The 25,298-nt window shown below is 58.6% G+C and carries 27 protein-coding genes; 7 read left to right on the plus strand and 20 right to left on the minus strand.

Translation table 11 applies throughout. The annotated features are described in order from the left end of the window. Positions 1-5 precede the first annotated feature (5 nt). Positions 6-3,170 (plus strand): GIY-YIG nuclease family protein, encoded by a 3,165-nt coding sequence (locus HMPREF9452_RS09395; protein WP_009141901.1) that lies wholly within the window; start codon positions 6-8, stop codon positions 3,168-3,170. Between the two features lie 168 nt (positions 3,171-3,338). Here the strand turns inward: HMPREF9452_RS09395 and HMPREF9452_RS09400 are convergent, their stop codons facing one another. Then, on the minus strand, positions 3,339-3,665 hold the full coding sequence (locus tag HMPREF9452_RS09400) for a hypothetical protein (RefSeq protein WP_040362935.1): 327 nt from the start codon (positions 3,663-3,665) through the stop codon (positions 3,339-3,341). Positions 3,666-3,717: 52 nt separating this feature from the next. Here HMPREF9452_RS09400 and HMPREF9452_RS09405 point away from each other — a divergent pair, with 52 nt between their 5' ends. Further along, complete coding sequence (locus tag HMPREF9452_RS09405; RefSeq protein ID WP_009141903.1) at positions 3,718-3,933, plus strand: hypothetical protein; 216 nt, start codon at positions 3,718-3,720, stop codon at positions 3,931-3,933. A 237-nt stretch (positions 3,934-4,170) separates the two neighbouring features. Here the strand turns inward: HMPREF9452_RS09405 and HMPREF9452_RS09410 are convergent, their stop codons facing one another. Continuing rightward, positions 4,171-4,749 carry a hypothetical protein gene (locus tag HMPREF9452_RS09410; protein WP_040362936.1) on the minus strand — a complete coding sequence of 193 codons (579 nt, stop codon included), beginning with the start codon at positions 4,747-4,749 and terminating at the stop codon, positions 4,171-4,173. Positions 4,750-5,124: 375 nt separating this feature from the next. Next, a complete protein-coding gene (locus HMPREF9452_RS11640) occupies positions 5,125-5,790 on the minus strand; it encodes a DUF4417 domain-containing protein (protein ID WP_147568274.1) in 666 nt (221 codons plus the stop codon). 342 nt (positions 5,791-6,132) lie between these two features. Between HMPREF9452_RS11640 and HMPREF9452_RS09425 the strand changes: the two genes are divergently transcribed. Next, complete coding sequence (locus tag HMPREF9452_RS09425) at positions 6,133-6,873, plus strand: hypothetical protein (RefSeq protein ID WP_147568275.1); 741 nt, start codon at positions 6,133-6,135, stop codon at positions 6,871-6,873. Positions 6,874-7,368: 495 nt separating this feature from the next. On the opposite strand, the gene HMPREF9452_RS09430 is transcribed toward HMPREF9452_RS09425, so the two are convergent. Next, positions 7,369-9,009 (minus strand): amidohydrolase, encoded by a 1,641-nt coding sequence (locus HMPREF9452_RS09430; RefSeq protein ID WP_009141909.1) that lies wholly within the window; start codon positions 9,007-9,009, stop codon positions 7,369-7,371. Positions 9,010-9,184: 175 nt separating this feature from the next. On the opposite strand from HMPREF9452_RS09430, the gene HMPREF9452_RS09435 reads away from it, so the two are divergent. The 3 genes from HMPREF9452_RS09435 (at position 9,185) to HMPREF9452_RS09445 (ending at position 12,422) form a co-directional block, all read left to right on the plus strand. Then, positions 9,185-10,447 (plus strand): amidohydrolase, encoded by a 1,263-nt coding sequence (locus HMPREF9452_RS09435; protein WP_009141910.1) that lies wholly within the window; start codon positions 9,185-9,187, stop codon positions 10,445-10,447. A gap of 12 nt (positions 10,448-10,459) precedes the next feature. After that, positions 10,460-11,080, plus strand: a complete 621-nt coding sequence (locus tag HMPREF9452_RS09440; RefSeq protein ID WP_009141911.1) for an NAD(P)H-dependent oxidoreductase — start codon at positions 10,460-10,462, stop codon at positions 11,078-11,080. A gap of 658 nt (positions 11,081-11,738) precedes the next feature. Beyond that, on the plus strand, positions 11,739-12,422 hold the full coding sequence (locus HMPREF9452_RS09445) for a helix-turn-helix transcriptional regulator (protein WP_009141912.1): 684 nt from the start codon (positions 11,739-11,741) through the stop codon (positions 12,420-12,422). Between the two features lie 180 nt (positions 12,423-12,602). Here HMPREF9452_RS09445 and HMPREF9452_RS09450 read toward each other — a convergent pair whose 3' ends face one another. Next, on the minus strand, positions 12,603-12,983 hold the full coding sequence (locus HMPREF9452_RS09450; RefSeq protein WP_009141913.1) for a RidA family protein: 381 nt from the start codon (positions 12,981-12,983) through the stop codon (positions 12,603-12,605). A 293-nt stretch (positions 12,984-13,276) separates the two neighbouring features. Between HMPREF9452_RS09450 and HMPREF9452_RS09455 the strand changes: the two genes are divergently transcribed. Continuing rightward, a complete protein-coding gene (locus HMPREF9452_RS09455) occupies positions 13,277-15,895 on the plus strand; it encodes a U32 family peptidase (RefSeq protein WP_009141914.1) in 2,619 nt (872 codons plus the stop codon). Between the two features lie 634 nt (positions 15,896-16,529). Here the strand turns inward: HMPREF9452_RS09455 and rplX are convergent. From rplX to HMPREF9452_RS09525, 15 genes are all read right to left on the minus strand, one after another. Further along, a complete protein-coding gene (gene rplX, locus HMPREF9452_RS09460) occupies positions 16,530-16,853 on the minus strand; it encodes a 50S ribosomal protein L24 (protein WP_009141915.1) in 324 nt (107 codons plus the stop codon). A gap of 18 nt (positions 16,854-16,871) precedes the next feature. Further along, the gene (gene rplN / locus HMPREF9452_RS09465) at positions 16,872-17,240 is read right to left on the minus strand and encodes a 50S ribosomal protein L14 (protein ID WP_009141916.1); all 369 of its coding nucleotides are present in this window, start codon (positions 17,238-17,240) and stop codon (positions 16,872-16,874) included. A gap of 100 nt (positions 17,241-17,340) precedes the next feature. Then, the gene (gene rpsQ, locus HMPREF9452_RS09470; RefSeq protein ID WP_009141917.1) at positions 17,341-17,610 is read right to left on the minus strand and encodes a 30S ribosomal protein S17; all 270 of its coding nucleotides are present in this window, start codon (positions 17,608-17,610) and stop codon (positions 17,341-17,343) included. Positions 17,611-17,627: 17 nt separating this feature from the next. Continuing rightward, entirely contained in the window at positions 17,628-17,843 is a 216-nt protein-coding gene (gene rpmC / locus HMPREF9452_RS09475) for a 50S ribosomal protein L29 (RefSeq protein ID WP_009141918.1), read from the minus strand. Beyond that, a complete protein-coding gene (gene rplP, locus HMPREF9452_RS09480) occupies positions 17,844-18,275 on the minus strand; it encodes a 50S ribosomal protein L16 (protein ID WP_009141919.1) in 432 nt (143 codons plus the stop codon). Then, positions 18,275-18,985, minus strand: a complete 711-nt coding sequence (gene rpsC, locus HMPREF9452_RS09485) for a 30S ribosomal protein S3 (protein WP_009141920.1) — start codon at positions 18,983-18,985, stop codon at positions 18,275-18,277. The genes rplP and rpsC overlap by 1 nt, the downstream gene beginning before the upstream one ends. Before the next feature lie 5 nt (positions 18,986-18,990). Beyond that, positions 18,991-19,362: a 50S ribosomal protein L22 gene (rplV, locus tag HMPREF9452_RS09490; protein ID WP_009141921.1), complete on the minus strand. Its 372-nt coding sequence runs from the start codon at positions 19,360-19,362 to the stop codon at positions 18,991-18,993. A 14-nt stretch (positions 19,363-19,376) separates the two neighbouring features. Next, positions 19,377-19,637, minus strand: coding sequence for a 30S ribosomal protein S19 (rpsS, locus tag HMPREF9452_RS09495; protein WP_006235035.1), 261 nt, complete (start codon positions 19,635-19,637; stop codon positions 19,377-19,379). A gap of 30 nt (positions 19,638-19,667) precedes the next feature. Further along, positions 19,668-20,498 carry a 50S ribosomal protein L2 gene (gene rplB, locus HMPREF9452_RS09500; protein ID WP_009141922.1) on the minus strand — a complete coding sequence of 277 codons (831 nt, stop codon included), beginning with the start codon at positions 20,496-20,498 and terminating at the stop codon, positions 19,668-19,670. A gap of 161 nt (positions 20,499-20,659) precedes the next feature. Then, positions 20,660-20,947, minus strand: coding sequence for a 50S ribosomal protein L23 (gene rplW / locus HMPREF9452_RS09505; RefSeq protein ID WP_009141923.1), 288 nt, complete (start codon positions 20,945-20,947; stop codon positions 20,660-20,662). After that, positions 20,947-21,573 carry a 50S ribosomal protein L4 gene (gene rplD, locus HMPREF9452_RS09510; protein WP_009141924.1) on the minus strand — a complete coding sequence of 209 codons (627 nt, stop codon included), beginning with the start codon at positions 21,571-21,573 and terminating at the stop codon, positions 20,947-20,949. The genes rplW and rplD overlap by 1 nt, the downstream gene beginning before the upstream one ends. Before the next feature lie 50 nt (positions 21,574-21,623). Beyond that, complete coding sequence (gene rplC / locus HMPREF9452_RS09515; protein WP_009141925.1) at positions 21,624-22,244, minus strand: 50S ribosomal protein L3; 621 nt, start codon at positions 22,242-22,244, stop codon at positions 21,624-21,626. A 180-nt stretch (positions 22,245-22,424) separates the two neighbouring features. After that, the gene (locus tag HMPREF9452_RS11855; RefSeq protein ID WP_009141926.1) at positions 22,425-22,583 is read right to left on the minus strand and encodes a hypothetical protein; all 159 of its coding nucleotides are present in this window, start codon (positions 22,581-22,583) and stop codon (positions 22,425-22,427) included. 64 nt (positions 22,584-22,647) lie between these two features. Beyond that, positions 22,648-23,283 carry a histidine phosphatase family protein gene (locus tag HMPREF9452_RS09520; protein ID WP_009141927.1) on the minus strand — a complete coding sequence of 212 codons (636 nt, stop codon included), beginning with the start codon at positions 23,281-23,283 and terminating at the stop codon, positions 22,648-22,650. Positions 23,284-23,346: 63 nt separating this feature from the next. Further along, positions 23,347-24,498, minus strand: coding sequence for a cation diffusion facilitator family transporter (locus HMPREF9452_RS09525; protein ID WP_009141928.1), 1,152 nt, complete (start codon positions 24,496-24,498; stop codon positions 23,347-23,349). Positions 24,499-25,298: the final 800 nt, after the last annotated feature.

The raw sequence follows: 25,298 nt of genomic DNA on the forward strand, positions 1-25,298 counted from the left end.
CTATCATGGCAGCATCCCGCACCTTCTTCCCCTCTCGCCCGGAAATCTGCCCCTCCATCTACGCGTATCGCGACAAGAACCCGAACCACGCGAACTACCTCAAGGTCGGCTATACGGAGATAGACGTGGAGAAGCGCGTGGCGCAGCAATTCCCCGTCATTCAACCTGGCAAGGGCAAGCCGTATGAGATTGTCTTTGCCGAAAGCGCCATGCGCGCGGACGGCTCATCGTTCATGGACCACGCAGTACACAAGAAACTCGCCGCCAACGGCTTTGAGAACGTCGGTGGCGAGTGGTTCCGCTGCACAGCAGACGATGTGCGCAACGCCTGGCTCGCGGTTCGCGATCGCACTAGCTACGAACGCGAACGCACCGAAGACTTCTCCATGCGTCCCGAGCAGCTCGATGCCGTCAACAAGACCGAGGCGTACTTCCGCGCATGCGAGCAGCCAGGCAACCGCAATGCGCCCAAGTTCCTCTGGAACGCCAAGATGCGCTTTGGCAAAACCTTTGCCACCTACCAGCTCGCACGCCGTATGAACATGAAGCGCGTACTCGTGCTTACCTTCAAGCCCGCCGTCGAAGACGCATGGCGCGAGGACCTCGAGAGCCATATCGACTTCGAGGGCTGGCAGTTCGTCTCGCGCGACACCCTAACTTATGAGGAGTGCGATCCCGCGCGCCCCATCGTCTGCTTCGGTTCGTTCCAGGACTTCTTAGGTGTGGACCGCGCCACCGGTGCCATCAAGCCGCACAACGAGTGGGTTCATCTAGAGCATTGGGACCTTGTCGCCTTTGACGAATACCACTTTGGAGCATGGCGCGATAGCGCGCAGAAACTCTTCGCCGCATCAACGGACGAGGACGGCGTGGTCGAGTCTACAGAGAAGGAACTCGCTGCGGCGTCAAAGGGCAACAACATCGATGAGACGTGGCTGCCCATCCAATCGGATCGCTACCTCTACCTCTCCGGCACGCCCTTCCGCGCGCTCACCTCCGGCGAGTTCATCGAGGACCAGATTTTCAACTGGACCTACTCCGACGAACAGCAGGCCAAGCAGGACTGGGCGCGGTCGCACCCGTTTAAGCCGAACCCGTACGAAGCCCTACCCCGCATGGTCCTCATGACCTACAAGGTGCCCGATTCCATTACCCGCGTGGCACGCGCAGGAGAGTTCGATGAGTTCGACCTCAACGTGTTCTTCTCCGCAACCGGCGAAGGCGCCGAGGCCCAATTCAAGTACAAGGACTACGTCCAGAAGTGGCTCGACCTCATCCGCGGCGCATTCACTGAGACCACCACCGACGAGCTCAAAATGGGCGCCCGAAAACCCGTACTGCCCTTTAGCCACGCGGCCCTGCTTGCCAACCTCAACCACACATTGTGGTTTTTGCCCAACGTGGCGTCGTGCCATGCCATGGCGAACCTGCTGGCCGAGCAGCAGAACACCTTCTACCACAACTATCAGGTACTTGTTGCCGCCGGAACAAAGGCAGGCATAGGCCTCGATGCCGTAGAGCCCGTGCGTCGCGCCATGGGCAATCCGTTGAAATCGAAAACCATCACGCTCTCGTGCGGCAAACTCACCACCGGCGTCACCATCCGCCCGTGGACCGGCGTGTTCATGCTGCGCAACCTCAAGAGCCCCGAGACGTATTTCCAAACCGCCTTCCGCGTGCAAAGCCCTTGGACCGCCAAGGACGAGAACGGAAGCACACAGGTCATCAAGCAGGAGTGCTACGTGTTCGACTTCGCCCTCGACCGCGCTCTCGCAATGGTGTCCGACTACAGCTGCCAGCTCTCCGTGGATGAACCGAATCCCGAGAAGAAGGTCGCGGACTTCATCAAGTTCCTGCCCGTACTCGCCTACGACGGCAGCGCCATGCGCGAGGTGGATGCGGCGGACATCCTGGACATTGCCATGGCGGGAACCTCGGCAACCCTGCTGGCGCGCCGTTGGGAAAGCGCCCTTTTGGTCAACGTCGACAATGACACGCTGCGCCGCTTGCTTGAGAACGCCGAAGCCATGGAGGCGCTTGCCAACATCGAGGGTTTCCGCAGCCTCAACGATGACATCGAGACCATCATCAACAAGTCCGAGCACGTCAAGAAGGTCAAGAAAGAAGGCGGCGAGCTCAGCGCTAAGGAGAGCAAGGAGCTCACGCAAGAAGAAAGGGAATTCAAAAGCAAGCGCAAACAAATCCAAGAGAAGCTGATCAAATTCGCCACGCGCATCCCCGTATTCATGTACCTTACCGACTACCGCGAGCAAAGCCTTAAAGAAGTCATCACGCAGCTGGAGCCCGGCCTGTTCAAAAAGGTCACCGGCCTCTCGGTGAAGGACTTTGAGCTGCTGGTCTCGCTCGGTGTGTTCCGAGACTCCGTGATGAACGATGCGGTGTACAAGTTCCGTCGCTACGAAGACGCGAGCCTCTCCTATACCGGCATCGAGAAGCACAGCTACGATGCACGCGTAGGCCTGTTCGACACCTCCCTGACCAAAGAGGACTTCGCGGAGATGGCCCGTCAGGATACCCTGCTTGATGAAACCGGTCGAATGATACGGACAACCGGCGCCGTCGACACCTCTGGATCCGCCACTCCCCCAACAGATCCTGGTACAGTCGAATTCTCTTCGCAGCCCAGAACGGCTGCTGAAGCTAAAAGGACGAAAGCCCCGAGCGACGATGCATCTTTCAGCCCTACCGCCGTCGTGCCTTCGAAACGCGACTGGGTTGTAGAGTTCCTGGAAGAGCAAGAGCTCAAATATACAGACCTGCGCGGCGCGAACGGCGGTGAGCTTTGGGTCATCGGCGGCGGAGAGCTCGATAGCACAATGGAAAAGCTCTCCAAGCGTGGAGCGAAGTTTGAATTAACCTTCCGCGGCAACAGAGCAACAATGGGTCGCGCGGGATGGTGGCTCACTGGATACCCCGCGGAGCGAAGACTCGACTTACACGTTCCGACCGCTATAGCTGAGGCAAACCTCAACTCGCTGAAACCCGGAGATACGGTCTTTCATAAGGCGTTTGGCTACGGCGAAGTCATTAGCATCGATCGCGAACACGGCTCTATCGAGGTGACTCTTGGAGTTGACAAACGCGGCAACCCCAAAGCCCGTACGTTCCCGTTCCCCAATGCGTTTGAACAGGGCTTTTTATCCCTGTAAATTCAGATAGTTCAGAGGCCTCGCAAGTTCCCGTTGATAAGGCAACACCGTTCCATTCGGTGATACGCCCATACGGCGCGTCACCGAATGGATATAGAAGGCCACGCTGATGTTGGGCAGTCCAAAGACAGCACGTCGAACTGTAAACCTCCAGCCGAGGTTCAGTTGCTAGCTGGAGTAGGCGCCCTCGCCCGGCTGGTACTTCTCCAAAAGCGCCGCCTCGCGCAAGTCAGCGTAGGGCTGGTTGGCAAACTCCGTGCGACGAAGAGAAGCCTTCTCAACGCCCAGCTGCTCGAGCGCCTCCCCATACAGGGCGGCGCCCCGCTTAACCGCGGCGAGCCTCTGAGCAACATGGCCATCATGCTTGGACCGCATGCCCTCAGCCCTATGGTTCCCATCCTGGGCGCCCATTTGAGCAGCCTTGTTCTTGGAGCGCTCCGTCAAATCCATCAACTTGCTCACCCGCACGATAATATCGTATATTGCCTGTAGCATTACGGTATATCGTGCGGGAGGCATTGCATGGGCGGCAGATGGAGGTCCGGGCATGAATACGCTCTCGCCCATGCGCTCTCAACCGCCCGCCCTTAACAGCACGCCGACGCCGGCAGACAGCAGGTCCGATACCGGCGTGGGGTCCACCACCCCGCAGTACAGTGGAAACAAGCAGCTCAAGAGCCTGCTGGCATTCACCTGCAACTCCCCCATCGGCACGATAGCAGACTCGGAAGGTGCTACGAGGAGTACAACGCGAGGGGAATGAGGCGCAGCAAGACACTGAAGGCGATGACCAGGAAATGGCTCAAGGTTATCTACGCCATTATACGGGACACGTCCCCATGCTCGGCCTGTGCCACGGCGCGGACAACACGGCGGACGAGAAGGCGCCCGAACGGGCTATACCGAAAAACTCAAGTTTCTATGGTTAACAAAACCATAGAAACACCCCTTTCTCGAAGTTACCCGTAAAATCCAATAACAACCTTGCGAACATTACGGGCTACAGCTCCAGTATTTCCCGCTTAAATTCGTTGCGAATCTCTGGTGAACCTTCTGAATTAACCTCCCATCCTTTTTCCGAGTCATATACCAACTCATCAACGCTTTTGCCAAACTTCACCGTAAGCATCATCCAATTGCAAGCTTGTTTATCGATGCTCATCATCTGATCTCCAAAATCAAACAGCACCGCCTGGGGATAGGCAGTTTTGAACGTCAGCTTGCCATCCTCGTAGGAATCAACCGAATCCTGCGCCACCAGAACACGCTTTACGACCTTGCCGCACTCCACACGCATCTCCTCCCCCGAAAGTTCGCTCAAAGCGGCAACGCTGCCCAAGCCCTGCTCGATGGAAAGAAAGGCATCGTCATCATCAACCTCTCCATCGCCGGAATAGTCGATATCGTGCATGCTGGAAACGATATCAACTGCTCCGCCGCCAAAATAGAGCCGCACGCGTCCGAATGCCAATCCACTCGTAATGGGCACGTAGCCAATCGCTTCGAGGGCGCTACCCTTGACCCCGCAAAGCAGTTCGATCTCCTCGTTGCTAAAACGCATATCCATATCGATCATCATCGCTTCCCCTTTCTTGAGGGAACAAAGTGTATCTTCTGATCCGCGATACCCAAGACGCCATTGCAGGATAATTCAACCACCGGTGTTCCATCGGAAGTTGACGTCCACCGATACGTCACCCTGCCGCCATCGCGCATGATCCACATGAAACCTTTGTCGGGAAGCGGCCTAACGACAGAGGGGTTCGCCGCTGCCATAGCAGCAAACTCCGCGGCAGTGCGGCCAGGCGCTTCCGCGGCGATGTTGCGAATCTGCTCCTTCCGCGAAACGCCCTTAGTCCCAAAGTATCCTCTCTCATCCACCGGGAAATGCTTAACGAGCTCTTCCAGATTCTCCTCGAGTGATCTGCCCGCCCGCAAAGCCATTGTATCCCCCCTAGCCGATCCCATTGCGCACGCCCTTCTCGCGATAGTAACGAGCCGTTTCTCCCTCATATGAAATGATTTCGATACCGTCTTGACGCGCTTCATCAAACACACCGCTACGATCAGAACCTATCACCAAAACCCGCTTCGGCCTCACAATCTCTCGCATCGGACCAAAACCGTCCTCGAACACCTTCCTCGTCTCCCTGTTGCCAAAGCAGCCAATTGTTCCAACGGCAATCGTGCCTTCAGGCTCTACAGCAGAAAATGAAAAATCGTACGTGTTCTTAAGGCCCCAACGCAAAAATGGTACGCCTACGCACCCATTACGTTGCATCCATGCTCCAATAGCGCGACTGCGGCAAACGGCTTCAAGCTGCATATAACGTGGATAGGCCCAGAACATGCTGAAATCAGGAGCAATGCACCCCTTAAAACACTGAAGTCGAGGCAATTGATTCCAAGGATTGCGCCACAAGCTCATAAAACGAGCATCATGGATACAAAAGTGAACCCATTTATCGTGATCCACTTCCCTGTTTATTCGATCATAGGGAACCAACGAGGGCGGAATAGCGTCTACACAACACATAAGTGGCATATCCCATTCTCCATACGGCGTTGCCCCCGCATTAATGTCAGCGTTGAAAACGCCTCGGTAGGTTTCATAGTTCAAAATGAAACCCCTTCCTACTCAAGAAACGGGCCTATTCCCGCCTTGATTTCATAGTATGTCTAGCTATAATAACTAACTAGTTACAGTATCTAGTTAGAGAGGAATTCGATTGTGGGCCAAAATGGAATCCAGACGAGCGAAGAGGACCTCATTCACCAACCCGTCAAAGCAGAAATCACATTCAAGTTCGCGTCTGTACCCCTACCAGAAGAGGTTCCCGTATGCACTCTTCCTATATGGACGATGGGAGCAGGGACGCTGGAGTACTTTGATGAATTTGGATCTCGATCGAAAACCGTAGTAGAACCCCAAGACCTCGATACTTGCTGTTTCACGATGAATATGCAGCTTATTCAGGAGGGAACCCAACCCACGCACGTCCTCCCCAAAGGCTTCTACTGCAACGAGTTTCTCGACTTGAACCCCCTCGATATTCAAGATCTGCTCGCCTTCCAGAGAAAGTACGGACGCATCACCGGCGCACGCAAGCACAAGCCTGATGACAAGGATATGCACGCGGTCCTGCGCCCCGAGCCGGATGGAGATGTCTTCGCGGGCGCGCGCGAGCGCCGCCATGTGGATCAACTGGCGGGAATCAAGGCATCCCAGGCACTCTACGACGCCGTTCCAAACGAAGAATTCGTGGATGCCATCCTCATCAATCAGCTGAGCGCCGTCTCGTTTCGCGAGGCAATCGCGACGGTGCTCGACGCGCAAGCGGTCGTCCGCGACCTACTGCGAGTGCAGCGGGAGGACCTTGGACCAATGACGGTCCTAGAAGCCCTCAACGCCAAGGAGGCATCGGAATACCTATCCATAATCCTCGGAAAGGTGGTGCCCTTGATTCAGCTCGTGACGGACGGGGCGGAGCACAAGCGCTCCTACGGTCTGATCGACGGCGTCTTCATCCAGCTCGCGCGCGGATTGCTCAACAACAACGCCTACCGCACCTGCGCTAATCCAGAATGCAGGCGCACCTTCACTCCGCGCGAAATGAACCGCCGTCTCGACACGCAATACTGTTGCTCCGCGTGTCAAGAACGCGCCAAGCGTCTGCGGTATATGAACAAGCATTCGAAGTAGAAGCGCCAAGCAGCATGTTGCCCCGCCACATGAGCGGTTGCCATTGGGGCGGTGGTGCGGTGCAAGGCGCTCCTTCAGCAGCAGAATTGGAGACACCCGGTGCAATGCGCAGGGCTTTACGGCGCGGCGCTCGGCACCGACTTACGTAAAGGGGCCAGATAACGTAGATGATGGGCATAATAGCGCGAACCCTGACTCCAAGATACAAAACGGAGCAAGGGTTCGCATGTTCACAAGGAAGCAAATTGTTTCAGGTAGCTCAAGCGGACGGGAAGGCGGCGGCGCGCCAAGATGCCAGAGCGTCGGCACGCTGAGCCGCTCACGCACTTGTGCCATTTTTGGCCAGAAGCCTTTTCGCAACAACAGACGAGACGGCACAAACCGAAGCCACCCCAATCAACCCCTAGACTAAAAACGAGTCACCAACGCTCTAAGCTCCCGCCCAGCGCAACCAGCCCTCTCAATTTGACACTTAGCCCTAATTTGAAGCCCCCCCTACCGCTCGAACACCTGGCGTCCGCCCACGTAGGTAGCGAGCACCCGCACGGACTGGATCTCTTGCGGGTCGCATGCGGCGATGTCGCGATCGAGGACGATGAAATCTGCCAGCATACCCGGCGCGATCTGCCCCAACTCGTCCTCACGCCCCACCGCGGCGGCGCTGCCGGCGGTGTAGATGCGCACCGCGTCCGCGGCACTGATGCGCTCGCCGGGCAGCCAGCCGCCCGCAGGCTCATGCGTAAACGGATCTTGTCGCGTAACGGCCGTATAGAGTACATTCATGCTGGTCACGGGCGTGATGGGCGAGTCGGTGCCAAACGCCTGGTCCACGCCGCGCGCAAGGTAGGTAGCAAAGGGCCACATGATGCGGCTGCGCTCCGGGCCCAGATCGCGCTCCGGGCCGCCCGGATCCAGCGTGATGTGGCAGGGCTGCGAGGACGCGAGAACGCCCAGCTCGCGCAGGCGGTCGATGTCGCCGGGCAGCAGGTTCTCCAGATGCTCCAGCGTGTTTCGACCCTGCGTGGGCGCGCCAAAGCGGCGGCGAGCCTCTTCAAAGATGTCCAGCGCCTCATGGATGGCGCCATCGCCGATGGTATGAATGCGCACGGCGTGTCCGCGCTCGGCGGCAGCGAGCACCATGGCGCGCATCTTCTCCGCCGGCACGGTAAGGCGCCCGCGGTCGCCCGGGAAATGCGGGTTGGAATACGGGTCGGTAAGGTAGGCGGTGTGCTGGCTGGACACGCCGTCGAAGAACTGCTTGAAGCCCGGGGCTCGCAGAAGGGCGCTCTCGCGGTAGCGATCCTGCATGGCTTCCAGGCGGGACTGGTCGTCTAGCAGCGTGGGGAACAGGTGCGCGCGCAGGGTCAGCTGGTCGCGGGACTCCAGCGCCTCATATATATCCTCGCGAATAAAGTCCAGGCCCGGCAGCGGCATGAGCGACATGTCGCAGATGGACGTGATGCCCTGCTGCGCCATGCGCGCCATCTGGTCGGCGTAGACGTGCTCGATGCGCTCCGGCGAGATCCACTCGAGCATACGCGGCAGCAGCTGCATGGCCGCGGCCTCGCGAACAATGCCCGTGAGTTCGCCGTTTTGATCCTTATCGTAGGCGCCACCCTGTGGGGGCACGGAGTCGCGGGTGATGCCCACAAGCTCCAGCGCGCGCGAGTTGAGCCACATGGTGTGCCCGTCGCCGGAATACATGGCGCAGGGACGGTCGGGGAACGCCTCATCGAGCGAACGCTTGGTGGGCGGCAAGGGCGGATCCCAACGGTAATCGCGCCAGCCCTGGGTGATTACCCAGGCATCGTCCGGCAACGACGCCGCAAACGCCCTTGTCTTGGCCATCAGATCGGCCTCGCTTTTGCCCATGTCCATCAGCATGTAGGGCGAGCTTCCCAGCGCGGTATGGAAGAAATGCAGGTGCGCGTCATGAAAACCGGGGCACACCAGGGCATCGCCCAAATCCACCACCGGCGTGCCCGGGCCCGCCTCCGCCTGCACGCGATCGAACTCGTCCACATACGCGATGCGATCGGCCGCGACCGCGAACGCCAACGGGCGCGCGGATGCTACGCCGGGAGCAGAGGTGAACACGCGCTGCGAGCGCACGATGTAATCAGCCTTGAGAGCCATGCCAAGCCGCCTTACCAGAAGTAGTTCCAACTACGCCACATGGTAGCGCCACGCGCGTGCGCGAAGCACAGCATTTATGTGAGCGCGCGGGCGCTGCGCGGCGATTGGGCACGGGGCTCTGTGCTAGAGTTAGGGCAGCGTAATGCATGCGAAAGCTCAGGGGAAGGACATCAGCATGGCAAAGACCAAGGCGCAGCAGATCATGGATCACGAACACGTCCATACAGAGCAGGAAGTCACCCAGGCGATCCGGGACATCGCCGCGGAATTCGAGCCCTATATCATCCGCCAGCGCCGCCACTTCCATAAATATCCGGAGGCGAGCCTGCACGAGGTACGCACCACCTCGGACATCTGCGGGCAACTTGACGCCATGAACATCCCCTACGAGCGCCCGCTGGAAACCGGCGTGGTCGCCACCCTGCGCGGCACCGCCCCGGACGCCTATCGCGCAGACGGCACCCCGCGCCGCCGCCTGCTGCTGCGCGCGGACATCGACGCCCTGCCCGTGACCGAGCGCACCGACGTTGAATACGCGAGCGCCAACGAGGGTTACATGCACGCCTGCGGACACGACTGCCACATCGCCATGATGCTGGGCACCCTGCAGATCCTTCGCCATATGACCGATGACATCCATGGCGAGATCCGCATTGTCTTCCAACCCTCCGAAGAAAACGGCAAGGGCGCCAAGATGATGTGCAACCAGGGCGTCACCGAGGGCGTGGACGGGGCATTCGCCATGCACATTTGGAGCGAGGTGGACGCCGGCAAGATCTCCGTGGAGCCCGGTCCGCGCATGGCCAACACCGACTGGTTCCGCATCGACATCCACGGCACCTCCTGCCACGGGGCCATGCCCCAGCGCGGCGCCGACGCCGTTATGGCCGCAGCCGAGATTGTCAACGCGCTGCAGACCATCGTCTCGCGCGAGATCAGCCCCTACGAGCCCGCCGTGGTGACCGTGGGTGAGATCCACGGCGGCACCGCGCGCAACGTCATCGCTGGATCCGCCTACCTCACCGGCACCGTGCGCACCTACAGCGACACCGCGCACGAGATGATGCCCGAACTGATCAAGCGCATTGTCACCCACACCGCCATGGCGCTTGGCGCCGACGCCGAGCTCACCGACTACACCGTCGCCAACGTCAAGGTTGAGAACGAAGCCGCTTCCAGCGAACGCGCCCGCGCCGCGCTGGTCAAGGTACTGGGCGAGGGTGCCGTGGGACGCTACCGCGGCACCCTGTCCGGCGAGGACTTCTCCGCCTACCTGCAGCACGTGCCCGGTATGCTCGCCTTTGTGGGTTGCCGCAACCCGCAGATTGGCGCCACGTTCGCCCAGCACTCCTGCTTCTACAAGGTGGATGAAAGCGTGCTCGCCAAGGGCAGCATGCTCGCCGCCCAATACGCCGTTGATTTTCTTGCCGAAGAATAGGTGAAGATACGGATGGACACCCTCATTGTCTACGCCCACCCCTACGAGGGAAGTTTTTGCCACGCCATGCTCGAGGCGCACGCTCGGCGCCTTGAGCGCGAAGGCCTCTCGTATGAGATCGCCAATCTGTACGCCGACGGCTTCAACCCCGCGCTGAGCCGCGAGGAACTGGCCGTCTACAACCAAGGCGGCGTTTTGGATCCGCTGGTCAAACGCTACCAGCAGCAGGTGCTTTCTGCACGCCGCCTCATTTTGATCTGCCCTATTTGGTGGAACGACATACCCGCCATGCTGCGCGGCTGGTTCGATAAGGTCATGCTTATTGGCAGCGCTTGGACCACCAACGAGAACGGCAATCTGATAGGCAAGCTGGACAATATCGAGCGCGTCGACGTCTACACCACCTCCGCCAGCCCCACATCGCATACCCGTGACGAGTTGGGCAACGCTATCGAGGGTGCGCTGATCGATGGCACGCTGTGGCAGCTGGGTATCGCCGGGCGCATCCAGCAGGGCAAGCCCGGGCTGATCGAAGCGGGTTGCGCCGCCTGGCACAACCTGGGATCGGTCGACTCCATATCCAATGAAGAACGGTCCGCCTGGCTGCATGCCATCGAGTTTCCTCAGGGATAGATGACCTGACAATAGGCCCCAAGGGAGAACCCCCGGGATGCGCGCTTCGCGATGCATCCCGGGGGTTCTCCCTTGGGGCTATTATCTTGCTGTATCCAACCGTGCCCACTTGGGATGGCAGTTGAACCGCTTCAGGCGGGTAAAAAGGAGCATGTATAACGCTTGGAGCAGTGCGGGCGGGTCCAGAGGCTCCCATTTGACTCTTATCTTCCCGCTTGGTCGCATCTAGTTGGAAACACCAACGCGTATTATGTTCGGTATATATCTTCCGTTGCCGAATCATTCCAGCCTTTTGCGGCCGGAAAAGCGGTCCGTTACCCGCCTCGTGGCACTCATTGACCATCCCGAACGGACACGATGTTCGAGTTTTCCAAAATCGCCGATTTTCATGCAATTCGTAATAACATTGCCGATTTATTTCATAGGCCATGGCGGGTTTCTTTTTGAACACCGCTCATTTCTATATATCAACCGTTTATGACGATATTACACATATCCATTATCATATGTTGACTACTTGGTCGCATACCGCTTGTCCCCTATTGGCGGCCTGTCACACATCTGCAAATAAACTACCGCCCGAATTCGATAAAATGTTATTGAAAATCATTTGTAAACTTACGATTTTTATCGCACTCACGATTAAGCGAGGCAACGCATGAACCCCACCGTCCAGAGCTATGTACCGTTTGTCGACTTTCTCGAAGCCGTTCTTGGTAAAAACAGCGAAATCGTCCTGCACGACTTCTCTGATCCCGACCATTCCGTGGTTGATATTCGCAACGGCGATGTATCTGGACGAAAAATCGGATCGCCGGCTACCGACCTTGCCCTGAAAATCCTCAACGAGTCCGCTCGCGGCAACGACCAATATGCCGACCGGCACCATATCACCGAATACGTCAGCCATAGCTCCAGCATGAAGCAGCTTCGCTCCGCTTCGTACCTTATCCGCGAGAACGGCTTGATCGTGGGGATGCTCTGCGTCAACACAGACGTCGGCCCCTTCAACCAGCTCGCCGCCGTGGCGCATCAACTCTCCGGGTTCTACACGCCCACACAGCGCCCCGCAAGCGACGACGGCGATTCTCACGCCCTTGAAGTCGAGAGCCTCACCGACTCTACCCAAGACCTTATCGTCAGCGCTATCTCGCGCATCACCACGCCGCGCGGCATCTCCCCCGACAAGCTGAGCCAGAGCGATCGCGTGGAAATCATCCGCAATCTCAACAACAACGGCATGTTCCTGCTAAAGGGAGCCGTCGCCACCGTTGCGGAAGTTATGGGCGTATCCGAGCCCAGCGTCTATCGATACCTGCAAAAGGTCAAAAAAGAACTCTAGCCCCAAAGTTCGCCGCGTTCATGAGATCCACACGGCGGGCGGCTCGGGAAACGATTGCAATAAAAGGGCGCCGTTCCGAACCATCGTGATTCGGAACGGCGCCTTTGCATGCCATGTTCGTCCACGGCAGTCACACCATGGGCGCCAAACACAAGATTCCCGAGCCCCTCGTTGATTGTCCTATAGGGCGGCAACGACCTCGATCTCGACAAGGCCGCCAGCGGGCAGGGCACCCACCTGAACGGCGCTGCGCGCGGGATACGGCTCGGTGAACTTGGAAGCGTAGACCTCGTTCACGGCAGCGAAGTCGGCGATATCCGCCAGGAATACAGTGGTCTTCACAACGTTGTCGAACGTCGCGCCGGCAGCGGCAAGCAATGCCTCGATATTCTTAAGCGACTGCTGTGCCTGGGCGACAACGCCGCCCTCCGCAAGCTTGCCGGTCTGGGGATCGAGACCGAGCTGACCGGAAAGGAACACCATTTCACCGGTCTTGATGCCGGCGGAATAGGGGCCCAGGGCCGCGGGGGCGTCAGGAGAGGAAACAACGATTTTGCTCATGCGATACTCCTTTGATTATCTGTTTGCGAAAGTCAGTGCGCACGGGCGAAGCAGGAGGCACAGTTAGCTCCTCCCCTGCGCACTGGTTTCGACTTCGATGGTATAAGAGAGGCGCCCTATTTGCAATACTTTTATTATCAGGAACAATTATTTATTACCCGTTTATTACGGTCGGAATCGGCGGATCTCTTCATCCATAAATATGGGGCCGCCGTGCCCATAGTCCTCCCCGTGCGGCCGCCAGCTCCTCTCAACGTATAATTTGGCTGGTAAACAAGTAGGAAAGGCACGTCATGACAACAAGCTCGCCCGCATCGTCCGCATCGTCCGCTTCGCCCGCTTCGCGAGCGCCTCACCACGTTCCCGCTCCGGAACTGCTCGCCCCCGCGGGTGGGCCCGCGCCCTTCGCCGCCGCGCTCGCCGCCGGCGCCGATGCCATCTATTGCGGTATGGGCTCGTTCAATGCGCGTCGCAAAGCCGACAACTTCACCGATGAGACCTTCGAGGCCGCCTGCCGCGCCGCCCATCTGGCTGGCGCTCGCGTCTACGTTACGGTTAACATCGTTATCAAGGACGAGGAAATGGTCGACGCCCTCTCACTGGTCCGCCGTTGCGCCCAGCTTGGCGCCGATGCCTTCATCATCCAGGACTGGGGCCTGTTCCGCGAAATACGCCGCCTAATGCCCCAGCTTGAAACCCATATCTCTACTCAGGCTAATATTCATGATGCACGCGCGACCGCATGGTGCAGGGATGCGGGCGCCGACCGCGTCACCCTATCGCGCGAGCTCTCCGTTCCCGAAATCGCGACCATCTCTCAGGTTGGTATCGACTTAGAGGTCTTCGCCCATGGCGCCATCTGCTTCTGCTATTCGGGCGTGTGCCTGCTCTCCAGTTTCGCCCGTGCCGGCCGCTCGGCAAACCGCGGCATGTGCGCCCAGCCCTGCCGCCTCCCCTATGAATTGGTGGACGAGAAGGGCCGCGTGCTCTCCCCTGCCAATCGCGAGCGCCCTCTATGCCCGCGCGACACCAACACTTCCGCCATGCTTGGAGAGCTGCTTGACGCCGGCGCTTCCGCCCTCAAGCTTGAAGGGCGCATGAAAGCCCCGGATTATGTCTACTCCATCGTCGATGTCTATCGACGTCAGCTGGATGACGCCCTTGCAAGCCGCACCGCCAACGAAGCCGAGCGAGAGGCGCGCGTCCGCCAGCTCAAGCGCTGCTTCAATCGCGACTTCACCACCGAATACCAGCATGGCGCATCCGGCGATGAGATGATGAGCTACGAGCGCTCGAATAACCGCGGCCAGCTTGTTGGCGAGGTCATCGCCAGCCGCCCCACGGGTCGTGATGTCCGGGGATTGCATCCAGACGATCGACGTCGACGCGCAGCCATCGCCCGCATCCATCTCTTCGAGCCAGTCGACAAGGGCGATCTGCTCGAGCTTCGCCATGATGACGAGTTCGACCAATTTCTCACCACGCTCGCGCCCGTCGACGCCGTCGCCGGCGAAACCATCGATTGCGACATCGCTCGCGCCATGCCAGCCGGCAGCCGCGTCCGCGTAATCCGCAGCCAACGCGCTATCGACACCGCCAACGCTGCCCTCAAGCGCGATATCCTCCGCCATCGCCCCGTTAACGTCCACATCACCGCTCGCTTGGGCCAACCCTTCGCCGTCTCGCTCTCATGCGTCAACGACCCCTCGCTTGCGGCGTGCGCCACAGGCTTTATCGTCGAACCCGCGCGAACCCGTCCCGTCACCCGCGAAGACCTTATCGAGCACGTGGGTCGCATGGGCGCCTCACCCTTCCAAGCCGCCTCGTTTACCGTCGACATGGACGAGGGCTGCGGCATGGGCTTCTCGTCCGTACACAAGGTACGCGCCACCGCCTGCAAGGCGCTGGAAGAGGCCATTCTCTCCCCTTACGCCGCTATTGCACGCGACCTTGACAACGTGGGCCCATTCCCCCAGGCAGCTCTCACCGCAACCTCCGTCGTAACCCCAGCTGCCGCCGAGGGCGCCCTCACCAAGCCGGAATCTTCTTCCACCCCTATCGCCGCTCAAGCCGGTTACGCTTCAACCAAGCCCTCCCTCTGCGTCGTCGTCACCACACCCCGCTTCGCCGCGCTCGCACGAGAGCTCGGCGCCGACGTCATCTACGTCACCACGGACTCGCTTGATGCTGCCAACATCTCGCCCTCCCAGGCTTCAGAGCTCGGTATCATTCCGCTTTTAGATGAAGTCTGCCGCGAAGGCGATCACAGCCGCATCGATCCATGGGTTCTCGAAGGGGCGACCGTTGCGTGCGGCAATATCTCAGAACTCGCCCTCGCCTCCCAACGAGGCGCTACGGCCCAGCTTCGCTCTTGCATCCCGGTGCACAACCTCGCCTGCGCAACCATGCTAGCGGAGGCCGGAGCCGCGCTGTTCTGGCTCTCCCCCGAACTCACCCTTACCGAGATCGAGCGCTTCTGCCCAAAGGCAGCAACCTCCCTCGCAACATCATTTGGCATTGAAGTTTTAGGAAAGCCGCGCGTTATGACCAGCGAGCACTGCATCCTTCAGGTCGCCGACGCCTGCATCCACAACTGCAGCTCCTGTCTTCTGCGCCGCAAACCGCTCTGGCTGCGCAACATCGATGGCAAGAAGCTGCCCGTAACAACCGACATCCACGGGCGCTCGCACCTGTATGATTCCTCGATGATCGATATCACGCCGCAGATTCCCCAGCTCCTCGCCGCCGGTGTCACCCACTTTATGGTTGACGCCACGCTTATGGACGAGGACGAGTTCAAACGCGCCATCTCTCACGCCCGCCGCGCGCTCGATGCCGCACTTGCAGGACGCACGCCTGGCAAACGCCTGCAAGGCACCTCTGCAGGCTGCTTGTTTGTCGGCGTAGATTAGGCTACAACTCTGTTGCGCAAATTAACGGGTTGACAAGTATGTTCCAATCTCCAAGATAGTACTGCTGATACGCATAAACCATTGGGATCAAAACGATTCATGCCCCTTGTACCTAATGGTACAAGGGGCATTACTTTTGCCAATCCAGTTCAAAACCGGCAACAATGCGCGCCGTCGCCCATAGCCGCCCATTTCCGACCCGGCACCACTTTGTAAACTCGATACCCAAACGTGCATCCCAACCGTTTTGCTCGCACGCTTGGGCACCCAGATTAGATTTGGGTGCCCAAGCGTTTCTATCAAAGTACGATTACGTTCATCGTGGCACCCGAAAAGAAGATGGATGCCCGTTTGAACATTCGCAGAGCATTCGAAATACACCCGGGCACCAAAATGAAAACTGGGCGCCAAAACGGATACAGCGAGAGAATCTTTTATTCGCATGGGAATCCAATGTCAGCTTCGAAGCCCAAACGTACAAACTGTTGAAGGCGCCAAATGACCCCTCACGTAAGTAGATGAAGTTGACTACAGGAACCATTAGCTAAACACGGGCAGCAAGACACGCGGGAAAATAAAAAGACCCCAGAGCCCTAAGGACTCCGGGGTCTATAAAGTGCTCAAAGCCTAAAACTTAGAACTTGTGGCCGCACTTCTTGCAGATGCGCAGCTTGGTCTTGTGGCCATCGAGCTCGCCGGCCTCGTGACCAACGCGAGTACGCTGACCACACTTGGGGCAAACGAGGTTTACGTTGGAGGCGTCGATCGCAGCCTCCTGCGAAACGATGCCACCCTGCTGGTTCTGCTGGTTGGGCTTGACGGCCTTCTTGACGATGGCGACGCCCTCGACAACGACCTTGCCCTCCTTGGGGAGCGCGCGCAGAACGATACCCTGCTTACCGCGATCCTTGCCGGAGAGCACCTCGACCTTGTCGCCCTTCTTAATGGACATAGACATAGTGGTCTCTCCCTAATCTTAGAGGGTCTCGGGTGCGAGCGAGACGATCTTCATGTACTTCTTGTCACGAAGCTCGCGAGCGACGGGCCCGAAGATACGGGTGCCGACCGGCGAACCATCGTTGTTGATGACGACGCAAGCGTTGTCATCAAAGCGGATGTAAGAACCGTCCTTACGACGGATCTCCTTAACGGTGCGAACGACGACGCACTTGACAACGTCCTTCTTCTTGACGTTGGCGCCAGGCGTGGCCTCCTGCACGGCTGCGACAAAAACGTCGCCGATTCCCGCATAGCGGCGCTTGGAACCGCCAAGCACCTTGATGCAGCGAACCTTGCGTGCGCCGGAGTTGTCGGCGACGTTCAGCATGGTTTGCATTTGAATCATGGTAGTTCCTCCGAACCTAAACCAGCGAGAGGTGCGCCTTCCTAAATGGCGCGAATAGCAACCGGATGGCGCACATCGCTGGGGGTATTACACGTCGTGCTTACTTGGCGCGCTCGATGATCTCGACGAGACGCCAACGCTTCATCTTCGACAGAGGACGGGTCTCCATAACCTTGACGGTATCGCCGAGACCAGCCGTGCACTCCTCGTCATGAACGTGCAGCTTCTTGGTGCTGGTCATCATCTTGCCGTACTTAGGATGACGCTTGCGCTCCGTGATCTGGACAACGATGGTCTTGTTGCCAGAGATGGAGACGACAACGCCCTGGCGGACCTTACGCGAATTGCGCGCAACAGTCGTTTCAGTCATGTTCTAGCTCCTGAAATCTACTCGGCGACAGCGGACTTCTCCGCTGCGATCTGGCGGGCGCGCTGCTCGGTAAGGATACGAGCGATATCCTTCTTCACGACGCCGACACGGGCGGTGTTGTCCAGCTGGCTCGTGGCCATCTGGAAGCGAAGGTTGAAGAGCTCGGCACGAGCCTCTTTCAGCTTCTCTGCAAGCTGCTCGTTCGAAAGCTCACGAATCTCTGCGGGCTTCATTTACTTATCCTCCCCGTTCTGCTGATCAGCGCGGGCAATGATCTTGGTCTTGATAGGCAGCTTGTGCTGGGCAAGACGAAGAGCCTCGCGAGCAATCTCCTCAGACACGCCGGCGATCTCGAACATAACGCGACCCGGCTTGACGACGGCCACCCACTCCTCGGGGTTACCCTTACCAGAACCCATGCGGGTCTCCGCAGGCTTCTTTGTGATGGGCTTATCCGGGAAGATGGTGATGTAGACCTTACCGCCACGCTTCATATAGCGGGTCATGGCGATACGAGCGGCCTCGATCTGACGGTTGGTGATCCAATGACGCTCGAGAGCCTGAATACCGAAATCACCAAAATGGAGCTGGGTGTTGCCCTTGGCCTGGCCCTTCATGGAGCCACGCTGCACCTTACGGTGAAGAATACGCTTAGGAGCAAGCACTACTGACCCCTCCTCTCGTTATTGCGACGACGAGGACGGGAAGAGCCCTCGAGAGCCGGGTTGGGAACAGGCTGGCCGGGAAGCTTCTCGCCCAGGTAGATCCAGACCTTGACACCGCAGGAACCCATGGTGGTGTGAGCGGTGGAGGTGCCATAGTCGATCTTGGCGCGCAGGGTGTGCAGAGGCACGCGACCCTCGCGGTACCACTCGCGACGACCCATCTCAGCACCGCCCAGACGACCGGAGCACTGGATACGGATGCCCTTGGCGCCAGCCTTCATAGCGGACTGAACGGCCTTGCGCATGGCACGACGGAAGGCAACGCGGCCCTCGAGCTGCTCGGCAATGGACTGGGCGACCAGGTTGGCGTCCAGCTCGGGACGCTTGATCTCGATAACGTCGACGGACAGCTGGCCCTTGGCCACGCCGGCGACCTTCTCGAGCTCGGTACGAAGGCCGTCGATCTCGGCGCCCTTCTTACCGATGACGATGCCCGGACGGGCGGTAAGGATGATGACCTTCACCTTGTCACCAGCGCGCTCGATCTCGACGCGGGAGACGGCGGCACGGGAGAGACGCTTGTTCAGGAACTTGCGGATCTCGAGGTCGTTACCGAGGGTCTCAGCGTAGTTCTTCTCAGCGAACCAGCGGGAGCGCCAGTTCTCGGTGATGCCAAGACGGAAACCAGTGGGGTAAACTTTCTGACCCATGACGCTTATGCCTCCTTTCGGGGAGCGACGATGATGGTGATGTGGCTGGTGCGCTTGAGGATGCGGGAAGCGGAGCCCTTAGCGCGGGGACGAATGCGCTTCAGGGTCGGACCCTCGTCGACATAAGCGGCCTTGATGACCAGGTTGTCGGCGCGCATGCCGTTGTTGTTCTCAGCGTTGGCGACAGCGGAACGCAGAACCTTCTCCACGTCGACAGCAACGTGACGATCGCAGAAATGCAGGATGTCGAAAGCCGCAGCGACGTTCTTGCCGCGGATCAAATCGACCACAAGACGAGCCTTGCCGGGGGAAACGCGCACGTACTTGGCGGTAGCGCGAACCTCGCGAGTCTCGGTATCGGTAGACTTAGTTGCCATTTACGTAGAACCCCCTACTTGGCCTTGTGACCACGGAACGTACGAGTCGGTGCGAACTCGCCCAGCTTATGACCAACCATGGACTCGGTGACGTACACCGGAACATGCTTGCGACCGTCATGGACGGCGATGGTGTGACCAACCATCTCGGGGAAGATGGTGGAGGCGCGGGACCAGGTCTTGACGACGTCCTTCTTGCCTGCCTCGTTCATCGCGGTGATACGCGAGAGGAGGCGAGTCTCCACGAACGGGCCCTTTTTGAGACTTCTGCTCATAAGTGCTTTCTCCTAAAACTCGGTATCTAACTACTTCTTGCGACGACGGATGATCAGGTCGTTGGAGACCTTCTTCTTCTTGCGGGTACGATAGCCCTTCGTCGGCTTACCCCAAGGAGTAACAGAGGGACGACCAGAGGTGTGGTTCTTGCCCTCGCCACCGCCGTGCGGGTGGTCAACCGGGTTCATGACAGTACCGCGGACGGTCGGACGAACGCCCATGTTGCGCTTACGACCGGCCTTGCCGATGACGATGTTGGAGTGCTCGGCGTTGCCGACCTCGCCAACGGTCGCGCGGCAGGTCACGAGGATGCGGCGCATCTCGGAGGAAGGCATACGGACGATGGCGTACTTGCCCTCCTTACCCATGAGCTGGCAAGCGGTACCAGCGGAACGGGCGATAGCAGCGCCCTTGCCAGGCTGGAACTCGATCGCGTGGATCAGGGTACCAACGGGGATCTCGGAAAGCGGCATGGCGTTGCCGGGCTTGATGTCGGCGCCAGCGCCGGACACGACGGTATCGCCAACCTTGAGGCCCTTGGGAGCCAGGATGTAGCGCTTCTCGCCGTCCACGTAGTGGAGCAGAGCGATGCGAGCAGAGCGGTTAGGATCGTACTCGATCGTGGCAACCTTGGCGGGCACGCCGTCCTTGTTGCGCTTGAAGTCGATGCGACGATACTGACGCTTGTGGCCGCCGCCCTGGTGACGGACGGTGATGTGACCATGATTGTTACGGCCAGCCTTCTTGGACAGGGGCTCGAGAAGAGACTTCTCGGGAGTGGTGCAGGTGATCTCGGCAAAGTCCGAAATCGTCTGCCAGCGCCTGCCTGCGCTGGTCGGCTTAAGATGCTTTACAGCCATTAATCTATCCCTTTCATATCAATCCGCTCGCCACCGCAAGCTGGGATCGCGGGTGCGGTGACACCGGATTTACCACGGTATCGGGCGTATCTACTTTTAAGACCCGATACACCATTCTCACGCCTCCCTTTCGGGAGGCCTGAGCATTAAAGAACCTGAGCTTAGGCCTGGTTGCCGAAGACCTCGATGGAGTCGCCCTCAGCCAGGGTGACGATGGCCTTTTTCCAGGAGCGGGTCTTGCCGGTGACATAGCGAACGCGCTTGTTCTTCGGCTTGACGGTCAGGGTGTTGACGCGGGTGACCTTGACGTTGAAGATCTCCTCAACAGCGTCCTTGATCTGATACTTGTTGGCGTCCTTAGCAACCTCGAACGTGTACTTGTTCTGCTCCATGTTGGAGAAAGCACGCTCGGAGACGACCGGACGGATGATCACGGAATGTGCGTCCATTAGGCGAGTACCTCCCCGAAGTGGGTCGCGACGTCAGCGGGCATCAGCAGGGCGCCGTTGTTAACGAGGTCATAGGTGTTGGCCTCGTTGGGCGTGATGATGAACGTCTTGGGAATGTTGCGGAAAGACAGGTAGGCATTGATGTCGTCCTCGCGCACGATGATCGTGAGGCGCTTGCCCTCAAGGCCGAGAGCCTTGAGCATTGCCACAGCAGCCTTGGTGGACGGCTTCTCAAAGCCATAGTCGTCGACGAGAACGAGCTCGTTGTCGCGAACCTTAGCGGAAAGCGCGGAACGCATAGCGAGCTTGACCTCTTTGTTGTTCATACGCTTAGCGTAGGAGCGGGGCTTCGGAGCGAAGACCACGCCGCCGTGACGCCACTGCGGGGAACGGGTCGAACCCTGACGGGCACGGCCGGTACCCTTCTGACGCCAAGGCTTCTTGCCGCCGCCGGAGACCTCGGAACGGGTCTTAGCGGACTGGGTGCCCTGACGCCAGCAGGCCTGCTGGCAGGTAACGATGTGGTGCATAACGTGGAGGTTCGGCTCGATGCCGTAAACCTCAGCAGCGAGCTCGGCCTCGGCGACCTTGGTGCCCTCGCTGTTCTTTACATCAAACTTAGACATGTGGGTGTTCTCCTTGGTATGACTCTGGGCTTAAAAAGGGTTTTGGGCCCTTAAGCCATACGGATGGCGACCAGACCATTCTTGGCACCGGGCACAGCGCCCTTGACCAGAATGAGGTTCTGCTCGGCATCGATGCGGACAACGGAAAGGTTCTTGACAGTCACGCGCTCATTGCCCATGTGGCCAGCCATCTTGACGCCCTTGAGAACGCGGGCGGGATAGGCGCACTGGCCGATGGAACCGGAGTGACGGTGGAAGTGAGAACCATGGGTCATCGGACCACGACGCTGACCCCAGCGCTTGATGCGGCCCTGGAAGCCCTTACCCTTGGACGTACCGATGACGTCGACCTTGGCGGTGTTCTCGAAATCAGCAACGGTAACGACGTCGCCCACCTTGTGCTCCTCGCCGTTCTCGACGCGGACCTCACGAAGGTAACGGACGGGCTCGACGCCAGCCTTAGCAAAGTGACCAGCCATGGGCTTGGTAACGTGCTTGGACTTGATGTCGCCAAAGCCGATCTGAACGGCGTTGTAGCCGTCGGTCGCCTCAGTTTTAACCTGCGAGACGGTGCAGGGGCCAGCCTGGATGACCGTGACGGGAACGATGTTGTCGTTCTCGTCCCAAACCTGGGTCATGCCAATCTTGCGGCCGAGAATCATGTTGATCATGCAAGATCTCCAACTCTCGGTGGTCTTGGGACACTGCGAACACCCCTTGTGTTCGCCCCTAGAGGACCACTACCAACTACAGTGCACGCCGGTTTGCATTCGCCTACCTGCTCTTTACCACGCAACCCTGATGTGGCTCAAACTTGCAGACAGAATCCTCCCTCAACGGGCACAGCTTGATTAGTATACACGTGCCCGCGCGTTTCCATAGCAGTTCATAAAGTCTTCACCTTGTCTGAACTGCAGCTTTACTGCGTCAAAGCGCTCCTCGCCTCTCGACAGAAGCAGGGAGCGCTCTTTTTTCTTGACAATGTTGGCCTGCCTATGCTTTGACCTCATAGACTTCACCTTTATGGCGCCATATTGCAGAGTCGATAAACGGATAACAGCCCGTATTTTTCGCCTAAAGCTTTTGGTTCACAATCGCAGTGTTGCTGAACGTCTCCGCTCGCGGATCGAACGCAAACTTGAGTACGCAACAATTGCCCAACGGCTGATCTTGGTCGCATTGGGCAAGATGCTCCCATGCCAGCTTGAACTGCAGGGTTGCAGACCCGTGCGAAACAGCCAACACATTGCATTGGTCTTCGCCACTTGCCTTTGCCGTAGCAACGGCATCACGCATCAACTGCATAAGCGCCCCGACCATGCGCGCTCTCAATTCGACGCTGCCCTCGCCCCCGTATGGCACGACTTCTTCGCGCGGATCCCACACGTTCAATGGAACATCGTCCACAGAGCCTTCTTCTAGCGAACCGTAGCTACGCTCAATAATGCCCGGACATTCCTGGACAAGCGGAACTTTGTGCCGGCCGTCACGGTACAGGCAGTCGCGGACCACATGCGCGGTGTCCATCGCGCGCTTGAGCGGCGAGCTGTAGATGGCACTAAATGCGATGTCTTGCGAAGCCATCCAGGCGCCCGCGCTCTTAGCCTGCAAGATACCCGCTGAGGTAAGCGGTGAATCGCAGCGGCCCTGCACCAATCTCTGAAGGTTGTAAAGCGTTTGCCCGTGACGGAGCAGGTATAGCGTATACAAGTGCGTTCTCCTTAGAACTTGGCGGCCTTTTCTAGATTGAGACGCGATCTTTCATGAAGCGCGCTACTGGCACGCGCTCACGTAATCATCGTCCACAGTAATCTTGGCAACAGCCTGCGGATATTCCTTAACCACACGGCGCGCGAGCTCAGACCTTAGCTCGTCTGAGGAGAGCTGCATGTCTTCCGGGCGCAGGCAATCGAAAATAACGTTGGTATGCGTTGGACCGGGCACCGTGCGCAAGTCATGGATCGAGAGGCGCGGGTCGATTTCTTTTGCGATCGCATCGATACGGTTGCGCATATCTGTCACCGCGGGGTCATCGGTCACGATGGGATCGTAATGCAGGGTTACGATAAGACCGTCGTCGTCCTTAAATGCTTGCTCGATGTTATCGAGGACGTCATGGCTGTCCATGGGGTTGGTCTCGGCGGCCATCTCCACGTGCGCGCTAGCGAATTGACGACCGGGACCATAGTCATGGACCATGAGATCATGGGTGCCCAGCACGCCGGGATAGCTCATGATTTTCGACCTGATGTGCGCCACAAGCTTGGGGTCCGGCGCCGAGCCAAGCAGCGGATCAACCGTGTCGCGAAGAAGCTCTACGCCGCTCCATGCGATATATGCCCCAACAGCGAGGCCCGCCCATGCATCGAGCTGGAGCGAGGTAACGCGTGCAACCACTGCTGAAAGAAGGACCGCACCGGTAGCGATGCAGTCGTTTGTTGAGTCTTGAGCGGTAGCGATAAGGGTTTCCGAGTCGATTTTGTTACCCAAAGAGCGGTTGAACGCAGCCATCCAGCACTTAACGAGGATAGACAGGGTTAGAACCGCCACCAACGCCAATGAGAATTCAACCTGCGTAGGATTGACGATCTTATCGATAGACGACTTGATAAGCTCAACTGCCACCAGCAGCACCAAGACGGCGACCGCAAGGCCCGACAAGTACTCATAACGACCATGGCCGTAGGGATGCTCGGGGTCCGCCGGGCGACTTGCAAGCTTGAAGCCCAGCACGCTCACGATGTTCGAAGAGGCGTCGGACAGGTTGTTGAGGGCATCGGCGACGATTGAAACTGACCCGCTCATTACGCCCACGGCGGCTTTTGCCGCGCACAGCAGAACATTTGCCACGATACACACCATGCCCGCCAGCGCGCCCACCCGTGCTCGGTCTCCACCTGCGCGCTTAATAATCCATTCGCCCATATGCATCCCCCCCCGCTCTTGCTTAGACATGACTTTCGATTGTATTCCTCTTTATACTCCGCAGTGCAACGCATCGACCATCTGTTGCGGATTCACACGGTGGCGTCGCGGCGCTTTACCGGATGCCCGGCAATGCAGCTATGCAATGGAACCGGCGGCCTTGGATGTGCGAGCGCAAAGGCAGGCACGCTTGTACGTTGCGGCTCCCAGCTTGCACCCGGAAGCCAGCGCGTGCGATAGGACATCATTCCTGCGCCCGCCTGGGACCCCAGCGGGGTTTTGGGTGCCGCGGCGTGCATGCATACGCTCCTGGCTATACGAACGGGCACCAATTCCTGATTTGGGGACCCTTGCGTACATGGCGACAAAACGGTTTTGTCCGTTGGGCCACCCGGCTTCAAGCTAGGCGCCCCAACGGACTTTACCCCAGGACTGAACATACGCAAGGGCACCTATACCGTCGATGGGTTCCCACCCGTAGCTATTAAGCCACCGCAAAGATACAAGTGGGCACCAAACATGAAATTAGATTCCCATCCGTAACTATGGAGCTGGCTCCATTGGTCCGTACGGCACCCAATTAGAAACTGGGGACCCAAACGGACAGCATCATTGCGCTCATGAAAAACCGATCTTCACATACCTAAGCCAAGCCCCTTCGAACGGCGCTGGAACATGAAGACTTTGATTCATTGAGAATCACGCGATGCGCACCGGATACCGATAACCAGGCAATCTAATCCGTTTACCGAATGATTAAACAGAACGTTGAAAACGGGAGAGCCGCCTACCAGCAGAAG

This window comes from Collinsella tanakaei YIT 12063 (assembly GCF_000225705.1).
Lineage (GTDB): Bacteria > Actinomycetota > Coriobacteriia > Coriobacteriales > Coriobacteriaceae > Collinsella > Collinsella tanakaei.